General features: G+C 70.5%; 7 protein-coding genes. 4 read left to right on the top strand and 3 right to left on the bottom strand.

What is annotated here, in order from left to right:
- Nucleotides 1-11 precede the first annotated feature (11 nt).
- The 4 genes from AB0H86_RS06605 to AB0H86_RS06590 are packed head-to-tail and all read left to right on the top strand — an operon-like array spanning nt 12 to nt 8,926.
- Entirely contained in the window at nt 12-2,510 is a 2,499-nt protein-coding gene (locus tag AB0H86_RS06605; RefSeq protein ID WP_362433796.1) for a hypothetical protein, read from the top strand.
- Complete coding sequence (locus tag AB0H86_RS06600) at nt 2,507-6,067, top strand: helicase-related protein (protein WP_362433794.1); 3,561 nt, start codon at nt 2,507-2,509, stop codon at nt 6,065-6,067. Before AB0H86_RS06605 ends, AB0H86_RS06600 begins: the two co-directional genes overlap by 4 nt.
- Nucleotides 6,051-7,865 (top strand): hypothetical protein, encoded by a 1,815-nt coding sequence (locus AB0H86_RS06595; RefSeq protein ID WP_362433792.1) that lies wholly within the window; start codon nt 6,051-6,053, stop codon nt 7,863-7,865. The genes AB0H86_RS06600 and AB0H86_RS06595 overlap by 17 nt, the downstream gene beginning before the upstream one ends.
- Nucleotides 7,862-8,926: a phospholipase D-like domain-containing protein gene (locus tag AB0H86_RS06590; protein WP_362433790.1), complete on the top strand. Its 1,065-nt coding sequence runs from the start codon at nt 7,862-7,864 to the stop codon at nt 8,924-8,926. Before AB0H86_RS06595 ends, AB0H86_RS06590 begins: the two co-directional genes overlap by 4 nt.
- A 150-nt stretch (nt 8,927-9,076) precedes the next feature.
- Here AB0H86_RS06590 and AB0H86_RS06585 read toward each other — a convergent pair whose 3' ends face one another.
- From AB0H86_RS06585 to AB0H86_RS06575, 3 genes are all read right to left on the bottom strand, one after another.
- A complete protein-coding gene (locus tag AB0H86_RS06585; protein WP_362433788.1) occupies nt 9,077-10,228 on the bottom strand; it encodes an ATP-binding protein in 1,152 nt (383 codons plus the stop codon).
- Nucleotides 10,229-10,353: 125 nt separating this feature from the next.
- The gene (locus AB0H86_RS06580; protein WP_362433786.1) at nt 10,354-12,711 is read right to left on the bottom strand and encodes a transposase; all 2,358 of its coding nucleotides are present in this window, start codon (nt 12,709-12,711) and stop codon (nt 10,354-10,356) included.
- Between the two features lie 19 nt (nt 12,712-12,730).
- Nucleotides 12,731-13,489 carry a TnsA-like heteromeric transposase endonuclease subunit gene (locus tag AB0H86_RS06575; protein WP_362433784.1) on the bottom strand — a complete coding sequence of 253 codons (759 nt, stop codon included), beginning with the start codon at nt 13,487-13,489 and terminating at the stop codon, nt 12,731-12,733.
- Nucleotides 13,490-13,561: the final 72 nt, after the last annotated feature.

Genomic DNA, 13,561 nt, shown 5'->3' with positions numbered 1-13,561 from the left:
CCAGGTGGGTGATGGCACGCGTGACGTATCTGGACTGTCTCGTCCCTCCCGACGCAGACCCGGCCGACTTCTTCGAGCGCGTGCAGGCTCTTCGCATGACGGACCGCGGCCGCACCGTCGATCTCGGTCCACTGGACCGCGCCACCCTGACCCTGCTGTCCCGCGCATTATCGAGCGACCAACACAGCGTGTACCTGGGACTCCCGCGCGGGCGGCACGACCTGGCCGTGCTGATCGGGATCTACCTCCAGCTCATACGGCGCGGTGCAGAGCTGACCGGCGGATCACCCTGTCCGGTCCCTGACGGGCCGGTGGTTGTCGTCGGATTGCGCACCAACGTCACCGTACGGCTGGCACAGCTCGCGATCGGCCGACAGAACCTCTCGCGAGCCCTGCGCATGCAGAGAATCCGCGGTGACGGGCGGGTTGTTGACCTCCAAGGAAGGATCACCAAGGCTGTCGACTCGCCCTCGGGACTGTTTTACCTCAACACCGCGCTCGGCAGGCCCTCGCTGGGGAGCAGCGTCGGCACCGTCGTCATCGACCGCACCAGCATGGCCAACGACCAGTCCTGGGAGCGCGCGTTGGCCTGGGCGAGCGAGCACGACGCCGCTCGCGTCGTAGGCGTCGGCGACCTGGGCACCCAGCCGGGCAGCAGCCGGGCCTGGACCCAATGGCCGTGGACTCCCGCGCTGCGCACCGACGTGCGGCACACCCTCGGACACCGCCCCGCATACGGCCCCCTGACCAGCAACGCCCTCCTCGCCCATCGCCCGGCAGCCGCACCAAGCGTGGCGGTATACCGCCACGAGCAGCTCGCCGAGCTGTACCGGACCGTCGTGGCGGGTGTGGTTGCAGCACGGCGTATCCACACGTCTGAGCCCTGGCCGCAGCCGATCGCCGACGCCGTGCGCCTGCTCAACCTACTGTGGTGCAGCTGGGGTTCGATCGGAAAGCAAGACGCCTGGCAGGTGCTGATGGGGCGCGGCAGCGGCGCACGGGCGCTGGCCCGGTCGGTGTCCCGCGGGACATTGGAGGGCCGGGCCGGGCCGTGGGGGCTGTTCCGCGAAACCCAATGGCCCGACCTCCGGCGCAGCGTGTTGGACCTGTATGAACTGCTCTACGACGACAACCCCCGCCGGGACCTGCTGCTTGCGCTGATCGCCTGGGCACGGGCCGACCGGGCAGGCGTCCCCGTTCTCGTCCGCACCCGCTCCCGCTCTGCCGCCGCCGCTGTCGCCGAGGAGCTGGCCGACACGCTCGGCGGTGACGCCGACTCCCTGCTGCTCGCTCCCCGGCCCGGGTCCGCCGCCAGCAGGGGAGCCGGAACGCTGCATGTGATGCCCTATACGGAACGCCTGCCCTGGGATGCCTCGCCGAGGCTCGAGCTGCACCTCGGTGTCCCCGCGGCCTCACGCACCGGCGTGCTGTTCTCCGGTGCTGCCGATGAACACCTCGCCGTTGTAGAGCAGAGCGAGTGCACCTGGCTGGAGCGTTCAGCCGACCGCGCGCTGCACGGCTGGCACGAGCAGATACGCCAGACCGCCGCGGTGCTGAGGCTGGGCGAGGTACCAGAGCCGGCGACGCCCCCGCTGCCCGTCGCGTACGGCCCCGTCGACCTCTCCAGACCGTCCACCGCACCAGAAGAGCCGCCCCAGCACGACAGCCGGCTCGCCCTCGACCTCTCGGCGCTCTTCGAGGACTACGACGCCCTGGCCAGGGCCATCGGCACCCCGGCGGACCCCGGCCGCGGTGCCACAGCGGTGGCGGCCGCGGACGACCCAGTGCCGGCCACGGCCGTGCTCACCGAACCCGAAGGGGCAGTGCTCTGGCTGCGCAGCGACGAGCAGGTCGACGTCCTCATCGGCCAGCGCTACGCCAGGGTGCCCGTGACCGCACTCACCCCCGGCAGCCGGCTCCTGCGCGCACGCGGCGACGGGCAGTCCAGACTCCACGACCGGCTCGTCATGGTGATGCACGACAGCGCCGAAGTGACCGCCATGGACACGATGATCGGCTTCTTCCGCCAGGCCATCACCACCGTGCACGAGCAACGAGGGTCGTGGCCAAACGTGCTCACCGCCCTGAAGAACCTCGGGAGCGAGGTCTCGTCATGGCAGGCGGTGAGCAAATGGGCCGACGGCAGCGTCATCGCCCCGGAAGACCCGCAAGACATCCACCGGGTTGCCCTGCTGGCCCGAGACACCCGCCTGACCGCAGGAGGCACCTGGCAGCGCCTGGCCCGCATGGCGGAAGAACTACGCCGCTTACACCGGGCGCTGGGCCACACCGCGGCGGCGGCGATGACCGAGGCCGCACGGGGCACGGAAGGCCCCGCGCTGCGCCAGCTGAAGACACTGTGCTCCGGGATCGACGTCTCGGAGGTCCTCGAGGAGTTCGACCTGGTCGTCGTCCGCAGGGTCGGCGGCCAGAAGAGCGTGTCCACAACCGTCCTGGGCCGCGTGCCAGGCCCCCGCAGCGCAAGCAGCTCACCACAGGAGGCGCCGTGAACGATGCCCGCAACAACCCGCTGGCGCCGCACCCCGACAGCGCTGCGGACAACCAGCGGGAGACGGTGCTGATCGACCACCTGACGCAGGTCCTCGCCGACAGGCTCGCCGACCGCAGCGGCGCCCCGCACAAACCCCCGTGGACACCACGCGACCACGTCGTCGTCGGCGTGCTGCCCGCCGTCGCGGTACCGCCGCAGCAACCCCCGGCACCAGACGAGGCGACGGCCGACCCGGGCCGCCGGCCCGTCGAATCCCTGCGCGGCACGCAGGCGCCCCCGGTCCTGGCACTCGACTTCCGGGTGCGCACCGCCCCCGGCCGCAGGACCGCACAGCTCGCCGTCCACTGCCGATTCGCCCTGTACCTGGAGGACATCGCCAGCTACGCCGAGCACATGGAGTACCTGCGCGGCGACGAAGACCCCTCCGGCACACAGGCCCGGCCGGGAGAGCTGCTGGGTGTCTGGCGCCGCCACGACGTCCACGTGCCCGACCTGGTCATCGAAGTGCCGCTCGGGGAAGGCGACCTCGATCCGCACGCGCTCAGCGAGGCCCAGCAGGTGCTGGACCGGGCGGTCCGCCGCGCGGTGGACGCGCACTTCGCCCGCCCCGAGGCCCGTCGACCGCTCACCGCGGGGCCGCAGAGCCGCCAGGGGCGGCGCAGGCGCAATGTGCTCCCCGCGGAGGCCATGGCCGACGAGGAGGCATTCCACCACCACGTCGCGGCACTGCTGGACCGCGACGCGGCTCCTTGCGCACCCCAGCTGGTGCTGTCCGCGCACGCCCAGGCCCTGGACGGCGGCGACCACCTCATACGCGTCTCCCTGCACAACCAAAGCGACACGGCGCAGAGCGACTGGCAGGACCTCTCCGTTTACGACTGCCGCGTCGCGGTCCTGCCCGGGGACGGCATCAGCATCGTGCCCCAGCGCTTCCACCTCGCCCCCCGCGACTACCGGCTGGAGGAGCTGGCGGAGGTGATCGGTCGCGGCACCGGCTGCGCAGCCGTTCCCCACGGCAGCGGCCTGCGGACCGAGACCCTGCCCATCCATGTCCAACGCACCGTCGTGCCCCGCCAAGCCGGGGTGCGACACCCGCGGTGGCGTGAGCTGGCCGACGACCCGACCCCGATCCTGGACTCCGTCGAGGTCGCGATGGCCCGCTACGCCCGGGAGTTCGCCGCCGCCTGCCGTGCCGCCCAGCAGCTGCCGCACTACAGGGCCATCGAAGCCGACCGCGCCCAGTTCGACGACGAGGCCAGGCGGTTCGGCCTAGGCCGCGAGTGCCTGGACCTGGACCCGGACCTCAAGCACGCCTTCCGGCTCGCCAACGAGGTCTTCGCCCGCGTCAACGACGGTCGTCCATACGACAGTTGGCGGCTCTTCCAACTGGTCTACATCGTCTCCCACTTGCCGGCTCTCGCCGTGCGCGAACACCCGCAGCGGGCGGACCTGCGCGCTGAACTCGACCACACCGACGTGCTGTGGTTCCCCGCGGGTGGGGGGAAGACCGAGGCGTATCTGGGACTGATCCTCACGGCCCTGTTCTACGACCGGCTGCGAGGCAAGCACGCAGGGGTCACCGCCTGGCTGCGCTTCCCGCTGCGCATGCTCAGCGTGCAACAACTCGACCGCACCCTGCGCATGCTGATCGCCGCCGAGGAACTCCGCGTCGAACGCCGGATCGGATCCCCCCACGACGACCCGTTCGCGCTCGGCTACCTCGCCGGCGGGACGGGCAGCCCCAACGACCTCCACTGGGATGGGGGCTGGTGGCGCGGCTGGGAGACCGAAGCCGCCGCCACCCGGGCGGGGACCTTCGCCGAAGACCACCTGCGCGACCGGCTCGTGATCACCTGCCCCTACTGCGAGCGCGACAGCGTACGGCTGCGCCTGGACACCGACGCGGTCCGCCTGCATCACGAGTGCACCGCCTGCCAGCGGATCCTGCCCCTGCACGTGAGCGACGTCGAGGTCTACCGCACCCTGCCGGCGATCGTCATCTCCACCGTCGACAAGCTCACCGGGCACAGCTGGTTCCCCGAGTTCACCGCCTTCCAGCACGGGCCGAGGCACCACTGCGCCGAGCACGGCTACTTCTCCTTCCCGCGTTTCGGAGTGTGCTCCGCCGGGCCGGACCACTGCACCGCGCCGAAGGGCGGCTACCCGGCGGCCCGCCCGATCAAGGACCCGGTACCGGCGCTGACGGTGCAGGACGAGATGCACCTCCTCAAGGAGGAGCTCGGCGCGTTCAACGCGCACTACGAAGGCCTGATCGCCGAACTCCAGTCAGGAGCAGGCAGCGGCCTGCCCAGCAAAGTACTGGGCGCCTCCGCCACCATCGAGCAGTACCAGGACCAGCTTCGCCAGCTCTACGGCCGCCGTCCCCGCGCCTTCCCCGCACCGGGATGGACACTCGGCGAGAGCTTCTACACCACGACCCGGCCCGACTTCCGGCGCGTTCACATCGGAGTACTCCCGCACAAGCGCCGCAAAGCCGACGTCGCCGCGATCGTCCAGGGCGAGCTCCTCACCGAGATCGCCCGGCTCCAGGAGGAGCCCAAGGCCCTGCGCGAGCGCCTCGCCCTGCACGGGCTGCCCGACTCGGACCTCCCACGGCTCCTCTTCCCCTACGAGGTCTCTTTGGCCTATGTGAACAGCAAGCAGCACGGCACCCAGCTCGACGAGGAACTCGGCCAGCTCTCCGACGACCTGCAGCACGCCGGACTCGACCGCGTCGAGCACGCGGTGCTCACCGGCGAAGTCCCGGTCCCCGACCTCGCCGCGGCCATCGCCCGCGTCCAACGCGAGCACCTGGACACCCCGCGAGGAGAGCGGCTGCGCGCCCTGGTCGGCACCAGCGTGCTCAGCCACGGGGTGGACCTCGAGCGCCTCAACCTCCTGGTCCTGGCCGGCATGCCGCCGACCGCCGCCGACTACATCCAGGTCACCGCCAGGGCCGGGCGAACCCACGCAGGCCTCGTCGTCACCGTCTACGACCCCATCTCGCGCCGCGAACGCTCCATGTTCTCCAACTTCCTGAGCTACCACCGCCTGCTCGACCGCATGGTCACCCCCGTGCCCGTCAACAAGTACGCCTACTTCGCAGCCCGACGCACCCTGCCCGGCATCGTGCTGGCGCTGCTCCACGACGCCGCCCGCGACGCCGCGCTGAAGCCACCACCGGAAGGAGCCGACTACTCCAAAGACTTCAAGCGCTGGTGGAGCGCTCAACGACCACTCCTCGACCCCTGGCTGGAACGACGCATCCCAGCCTGCTACCGCGAGCGCGTGGAGGGCGTCAACGGGCGCGGACTGGAGAACGACCTCGTGGAACGAATCATGGACACCTGGCGGCAGGAGGAACGGCCCAACCTCAACAAGGGCGCAGAGGAAAGGCGCACCGCCTACCTGTTCCTCCAACAGCCGCTCACCAGCTTCCGCGACATCGACAAGAGCACATCGTTCCAGTCACTGACCAGCAGCCAGGACGCCTTCAAAGCGCTCGCCACCAACACCGCCGACAGCAAGGGGGGCGAGGATGAACCGCAGCCGTAGCCAGGCCATGACCGCCTTCCTGCCCGGTGCCGTCTTCCGCCACGAACAGCGGCTGCGAGGCAGAGTCCAGGCAGTCGACGGGGACGTGGTCAAAAAACTCAACGAAGACGTCATCTACGACGAGATCTCCCGCTACCTGGAGCGCTGGAGCGAAGACGCCAGAGCCGCCCTGCCCGTGCCACAGGGCCGGCTGCGGCAGAACTTCGTCCTGGTCAGCCCCGACCTCGTCCGCTTCGAGGTGTTCCCGCTCGTCCTCGAATGCGTCCGCCGCTCCTGCCGTCGCGTGCGCACATACGTGAAGCCCCAGCAACTCGCGGCCGACCCCCGGTGCCGCGCCTGCCGTGCAACACTGCGGCAACTCCCGTACTTCAGCGCGCACAACTGCGGACGCATCCGCCCCATGTACGTGCCCAGTTGCCGCGTCCCCGCGCACGGCTACGACCACATCGTGTTCGAGAACACGGGAAGCTTCGTCACTGCCCTCTGGCGCTGCGTCGGCCCAGGCTGCGGCGGCGCGAAGCTCCAGGGCACCTCGCAATCCCCCTGCGGCTGCGAATGGAAGGACGCAGCCGGCCGCGCCATGATGCGGGCAAGGACGTTCAACGACACCCGCGCCTACCAGGTCCACGCCCTCCAGCTCGTCAACATCGACAACTCCGAGTTCCGGCAGTACCAGCGCCACCCCCAGCGCGGCCGGATCGCGGCCGCCCACTACCTGAACCTGATCGACTCCCTGGCCCAGGGCCTCGGCGACGCCTCCCAGAGCGCCACGGTGCCGCGCCTGTCCCCACAGGAATGGCAGCAGAGGGAACAGCAACTGCGCCAGATCCACATGGGGGAGGAGGCGATCGAGCAGTTCCGCAGAATGATGGGCCCAGAGGAGAGCGGCCTGGCTGCTCTGCCCAGTACGGACGCCGACAACGCGCGGTGGGAACTGCTCGGCGCGGACCGCCCCTTCGTGGAACGCGCAGCCGTCTTCGACCCCGCCCAGATCCAGCGCATCACCCTCGACGACCAGTGTGCACGCTTCGCCGAGCTCCAGGACCGCCTCGCCCAGCAGACCACGGAACGCGCCCGCGAGCAGGCCCGCACCCTGGGGATCGCAGAGATCGCCGTCACCTGGGAGTTCCCCGTAGCCCGAGTCGCCTTCGGCTACACCAGAGAAGAGCACGAGCCCGAGCGAGGCGTCCTGACCGGCTTCCACAACAAGTACCACCACGACGGAAAGTACCCGGTCTACGTCGCAGCATCGGACACCGAAGCCCTCCTGGTCACCTTCTCCGCACGTGCCGTCCTATCGTTCCTGAACGCCAAAGGACTCACCGACGGGACGGCCGAAGACGAATCGGCGGCCCGCCAGCAGCTGCTGCAACTGTTCACACACCAGGACGACCCGGAAGCCGCCCGCGCGGCAGCAACCGTGCACACGGTCATCCACACCCTCGGCCACCTCCTGCTTCGGTCCCTGGACGACGGCCAAGTAGGACTGGCCGAGAACACGCTCGCCGAATGGGTCGTCACGAAGGCACTCACCGTCGCCATCTACGCCGACAACGTCCGCGAGTTCACTCTCGGATCACTGTGGACCCTGCTCAGCAACCGCGTGCTCAGCTGGCTGGAGAGCACCGCCGACTCCGTGCTCAGCTGCGAGAACGACCCGCTGTGCCATCAGTCCTCACCACGATGCTGCGAACGCTGCGTCTACCTCACGTTCGGCTGCCAGCTGTTCAACGACGACCTCGACCGGGGCCTCGCCGCTGAATTCCTCCGCCACACCGCCGCCTCGAGCCACACATGACCGACGACCTGCGACCGCTGGTCCCGCTCGCCCAGCTACTGGAGCGCCTCGCGGGCAGCTACGCGGCAGCCGCCGAATGGACACGGCAGATCGCCAGAGCCGACACCCTTGACGCCCTCCGCGTCCACGGGGTCGCAGACGATCACGCTACCGCCGTACGCCAGCTCGCCGCCGAGTGCGGCCTACTGGGCTCAGGCCGACACTCAGGGCTCGTCCCCGCCCGCCTCTCCCAGCTCCAGGTCCTCCTGGACATCCTGGACGGCCTTGACCCACCGCCCGCAGCACCACCATCCGAGCGCCCCCTGGTGTTCACCACCCCCCGAGCCGCCGCCCACCTCGTAGCGCCCCCCGTCCGACGCCTGGACCTCCTAGTCCAGGACGTCATCGCCGGAGCCAACAGCGAACTCCACATCGGCGGCCCCTTCTGGAACCGCCACGGCTGCGACCTACTGCGCGAGGTCCTGCTGCCCGCCGTCGCCGAGCGCCAAGTCGCTGTCCACTTCTACGCCCACGACCCGAGCAGCCGGGCCCAACCCCTGAACGACCTCGTCAAAGACTGCGCCGACTACGGAAGAACGTCCTTGTACTGGTGGACCGGGGCCAACCCCGGCATCATGCACGCCAAGTTCGTGGTCGCCGACCGCGCCACCGGCTACTTCGGCAGCGCGAACCTGTCCTCCCTCGGTCTTCAAGAGCACTTCGAGATCGGCATGGAACTGGGAAGCACCCAGGCATCCTCACTGGTGGACCTGTGCACACGGCTGCGCCAGAAAGGCTTCTTCGCCCAGGTCACCGAGGGGCCGGGACGCGCCCCGGACCCGCCCGTGTTCGTAGAGGCCGCCGACGGGAAACGTCGCTTCGGCCAGTTGCGATCCTGGCACACCACCAGGGACGGCCGCCGTGAAGCGGACGTGCTGTGCCGCCTCTCGGACGACGCTCCGCGGCCGGCCAGGGTCCGCGTTGATGAGAGCCGCATCCGGCTCTTTCCCGGGGTCGATTACGCCAACGTGCCGACAGACGGCGCTCGTGCGGGCGACGGCGAAACCGGATCCACCGGGTAGTTCATGACACGAGGCGAACGGCCCGCTGCCCGCCATGTTTCAGGGGCGAGCGGGGACGTTGCGGCCTCCCTCTCCTCCAGCGCGATCCGTAAGCAGCTGCAGCGCTTTCGGATCGCGGTGACGGTGGCGGCGGTGGAGGCCGGCACGGCTTCACGGCTGGTTTGCGGCTGGTTGCCAGGGGCCGAGCTGGGCTGTCGCTGCTTTGAGCTCTTTCTCGGTGATGTTCTCGCTGCCGCTGTGGATCGCGATGACGGCGGCGGTGGAGATGACGTAGGTGAGGGCTTTGAAGTAGCCGCCGGTGAGCTGGTGCAGTTGGGCGGCGTGCTTACTGAGGGCGTTTTCCTCGAGCCGGTACAGCCTCAAGTCGGCCTCGAAGCTAGCCAGTACGCGCCGGAACATCTCCTGTTCCTCGGCCTTGGGGCCCAGGGGCAGGGGGTGCAGCCAGGTCACGGGCAGCAGCGCGGTGGGGGAGGGCGAGGCGGGATCCGCGGGGCGGCCCGCCTGTTCGAGCCGTACCCGGTTCTCCGCGCTGACCCGGGTCAGGTCCTGGGCCAGGATGCGGGCCTGGTGCAGGAGGTGGCTGGCGCCGGTGCCGCAGAAGATGAGCGAGATGCCCAGCTTGTCGCGCAGGTAGTCGAAGTAGGGCAGCACGTTGGCCAGTTGCTGCGGCGAGGCCCGGTCGATGTCGTCGACGAGCAGCAGACGGGTCTGCGCCGTCTCCAGGACGTAGTTGACCGACAGGGTCACGTCCTGGTGCCTGCGCATCTCCAGGACTTCCGTGAGGCTCTTCGGCTCGGGGTTGAGACCCAGGTAGGAGCCGATCTCCCAGATCCAGTTCACCTTCAGCTCCGGGTCCGCGGGGGTGGTGATGTGCACCACCGGGATCGTGTTGGGCTGCCGGCCGTTCGTGGCGACTTCGATCTCCTGCTGGGCGGTGCGTCCGATCGCTCGCAGCAGGCAGGTCTTGCCGGTGCCCGCGGGCCCGTCGATGACATGGTCCATCAGGCCCTCACGGCTCCCGCTGTTGCGGTGGACCGCCTCGACGACCGTCTTCTGCATGTGCGTCATCGCGTCGGTGGGGACCATCCGCAGGTGCCGGTGGTAGGCGATGGCCTGTTCGTCCGTCTTCCTGTCCTCGGCGGGACTGTCGCCTGGCGCCAGGACGGGCGGGTTCACCTCCTCGTCGACGAAGTGGGTCCAGCCGGTGAGCTGGAACAGCGGCAGAGGCCGCATCGGGGTGTCCCTCAGCTGCTGGCGCAGGCGGGCTTCACGCTTATCACGCAGTTCGACGGATGCCTTCATCACGCTTCTCCCTCGTCACGGTTCCTGCCTCGACGCCGGCAGACCGGCACCGGGCCGGAGGACGCGTCCGCCCGCACGGGGGCCGGACTGCGGCTGCGTCGTTCACGGCCCCTGCCCCAGGGCGCCTACACATCCCATACGTCGTTCTCGGCCTCGTCATCGTCCGGATCGGAGTCGTCGAGGAGCTCTGCGTCGACGACCTCGTCTACAGATGCCGGTGCTCCGGCCGTGAGGGCCTGCGGCCCGCTGCCGTCGCCGTCGTCGGGGAAGAGTGCTGCGAGCGGATGCGGAGCCCGCCCGCTGTCCGAAGTCGGCCCCACGTCGTCGCTGCCCGCGGGCAGCGACGACGTGGCGGGTGCAGAGGGGGGTGCCATGGGGGAGATGGGCAGCGCCGGGTAGGGCCGCAGGGTCGACAGGTCGAACTCCTCCAGATCCGCGTATGGGTCCTGGGCCGGTTGTTCGGTCTCCAACTCAAGCCCCTGGAAGGGCGGTTCGGCCCCGGTTCGCTTGGGTGGCGGCCTGCGACTGCGCCGTCGCCGGTCGCGCTGCGCCAGGGACAGGGCGATCGCCTCCTCGTCCTGCTTGCTGCCGCCGGCCGCCTGGTGCCGCTCGGCGTGCTCCTGCCACATGTCCGCGGTCCACGGATCGTGCAGCAGGTGCCGGAGCCGGAAGTCGCAGGTCACCCAGGTGCCGGCGGTGTGGTCGTACAGCCACACCCGCTCGGGACGGTAGGGGTTGAAGCGGCATTCCCACTGCTTCTCCCGGCCGGGCAGCTTCGAGCCGCCGCGCAGGAGGATCTCCCGGTAGTGGCCGGCGTCCTGCGCGGTGGGCTGATAGGTCCGATAGTCGATCATGAAGCCGCCCTTGCCGGGGATGACCCACTGCCGCAGCAGGAAGAAGCGGTTCTGGGCGGGGGAGAGCGGCACCGCCCGGTAGCCGCTGCGGGCCACCTGGACCGCGTACATCTCGTTGGGCGACAGCACGACGCCTGGCCGGAACGGGTCGCGCAGCCCCGCGTCGGGGGTCTGCTGGTACTCCAGTGCCACCCACTCCTGGGCCATCTGCTGGAGCTCGGCGATCGTGTACAGCGGCATTCGGTCGATGCCGCGGCCGCGTTTCTTGTGGCTGCGGCCCTGCCAGCCGTGCGTGACGTGCTGACTGAAGCGGTGCGCGAGGGTGACGAAGAAGTGCTCGGGGAGCGGCTTGTCGGTCGGGGTCTTCTTGCGCGCCGGACGGCGGGCGATGCGCAGCCGGTCGCAGACCTCAGTGAAGTGCTCGCTCACATAGGGGCTGCCCTGGTCGTAGATGATCAGCTCGGGGCGGATGACCGGGCGGGCGGCGGTGGCCTCGGTGAACCGCTCGTCCGCCGCCCTAAGCGCCCCGAACGGCAGACTGGAGGCGGCGGCCGCACTCAGCGGGTCCCAGCCGGGCATCACTGGCCAGGGCGCGAGAGCCTGGGCCAGCATCAGGGTCAAGTCGATCGCCCGGGTCGCCTGGCCCGCCTGCCCGCTCTCGGCGTCCCGGGGACGGCTGGGCGTGATCATCAGCGCGCACGCGCTGTGGTTGGCCACATCGATGAGCGTGGTCAGCTCCGTGGCGGTGGGCCGGCCGTCGTCGCCGCGGGCCAGAATCCGCAGCGGCGTGGTGTCTGCCTGGGTCACCTGTCCCGGCCGCAGCACGACTTCGCGCCCGCCATGGGGCAGCGGCGGCGTGGAGGCCAGAGCGGCCCGGGCCCGTGTCGGCTGGCCCAGGGCATCGGCCAGGCCGGACTCCTTCATCCGCAGGTAGAAGGTGGAACGGGAGGGCAGCAGAGCCGCCACGGCAGCCGAGCCGAGTTCCTTGGCGTACCGCGAGTGCAGCAGGTCCTCGACTTCCTCGCGGATCACGTCGATGGTCACGTCCGACGCGTGTGCGCGCCGGGCCACCACCTCCTGCATGGCGGTCAGACACCGCGGGTCGGTGAAGCCCCCCGGGCGTTTGTCCCGCGGCCCGGGCAGCAGGACGACCGGGTTCTCCCCGGCCGCCTTCCACTTGCGCCGCTTGTCGGCGAGGGTGTGGGCGGAGCAGCGGACGCCGTCGGCGGCCAGCCGCGCCGACATCGCGGCGCACCGCTGGGCCAGCGTCGTGCCCGGCCCGAATCCCCGCGCATGCTCATTCCTGCCCGGCGCCAGACCAGTGTCGATCTCCACCATGCGCGCCTGCCACAGCGCGGCCTCCTCCTCCCGGCCCTCCTGCCGCCCCCACCCGCCAAGGGCCGCACCGTCCGCGGCCGGTGCCCCACCGCCGCTGACGACGGCGAAGTCCTCCGCGCCCACCAGCCACCGGTACGACACCGCCCGGGGCACCTCCTGCCCGCCGTCCTGCGGCACCAGCGTGACCTGCGCCCCCTGCCACGCCACCACCTCCCACTCGCGCCCCTGCCAGCGCACCCCCGCCCCGATGGACAGCGACCCCGCAAGCCGGCCCCCACCCGATCCCGCCATGCGCCCCCCTTCCGGTCCTTCAGGCCGTCCAGGCCACAGCGTCGGGCAGCAGCGGCCGCGCGATATCGAACAGCAGCCGCCGCTGCCACAGCATCCGGTAGGCGAGGTCCAGACCCGTCAGCTCGTCCAGCCCGCTTGCCGCCACCCCCGCCCGCAGCCCCATCGGCTCCCTGAACGCCTCCAGCAACGCCCGCCCCTGGCCGTCCTCGTCGCCTTCGGGGAACCGGTAGCCGGCCAGCCATCCCAGATTGCGTCCGCGCACTCCCGCCGGCTCACGCACCTGCCGCACCCGCCACCCGGCCGCCCGGGCCACCTCCTCGATCACCTGAAGCCTCACTGAGGGCAGGCTCTCTCGGCCGGACGGCTTCAGCACCAGCACCTCGCGCACGCCACCGGTCGTGCGGGCGAGGAAATCCGGGCGCCACCGGCGAAGACGGCCCCCCGCCCGCCACCGCAGTTCCACCGGTCCGGCACTGAACGCCGCCCAGGCAGGCTCGAAGTCCAGCTCCACCGCCAGCCGCCACTGCCGCAGACTTCCGCACACCACGGTCTGCTCCCGGGTCGCCACCGGCCAGTAGGTGATGATGCCCTTGCGGCCCCGGTAGGGCACCGGCTCGCTCACCGGCCCGAACTCCTCCAGGGCCACTCCCCGAAGCCCGGACGCGTCGCACGAGTGCACCGGCCCGTACGGCTCGCGGTACAGAGCCACGACACCCTGCCCGGTTCCTGGTACCGCCTCGCTGTCCGGCAGGTCGCCGGGGGCGCGCACCGTTCTCACCCCGGGCACCTCTTGTCGCGCCGCAGCACGGTCTCGCACACCTGCCCGGCCGCCAGTTCCAGTCCCTGACTG

Source organism: Streptomyces sp. NPDC050997, from assembly GCF_040660135.1.
Taxonomy (GTDB): Bacteria; Actinomycetota; Actinomycetes; order Streptomycetales; family Streptomycetaceae; genus Streptomyces.
This window is presented reverse-complemented; position numbering and strand designations above follow the sequence as displayed.

Coding starts and splice junctions, on each gene's coding strand:
- AB0H86_RS06605 (WP_362433796.1), top strand. CDS start 12: ATGGCACGCGTGACGTATCTGGACTGTCTCGTCCCTCCCGACGCAGAC.
- AB0H86_RS06595 (WP_362433792.1), top strand. CDS start 6,051: ATGAACCGCAGCCGTAGCCAGGCCATGACCGCCTTCCTGCCCGGTGCC.
- AB0H86_RS06590 (WP_362433790.1), top strand. CDS start 7,862: ATGACCGACGACCTGCGACCGCTGGTCCCGCTCGCCCAGCTACTGGAG.
- AB0H86_RS06585 (WP_362433788.1), bottom strand. CDS start 10,228: ATGAAGGCATCCGTCGAACTGCGTGATAAGCGTGAAGCCCGCCTGCGC.
- AB0H86_RS06580 (WP_362433786.1), bottom strand. CDS start 12,711: ATGGCGGGATCGGGTGGGGGCCGGCTTGCGGGGTCGCTGTCCATCGGG.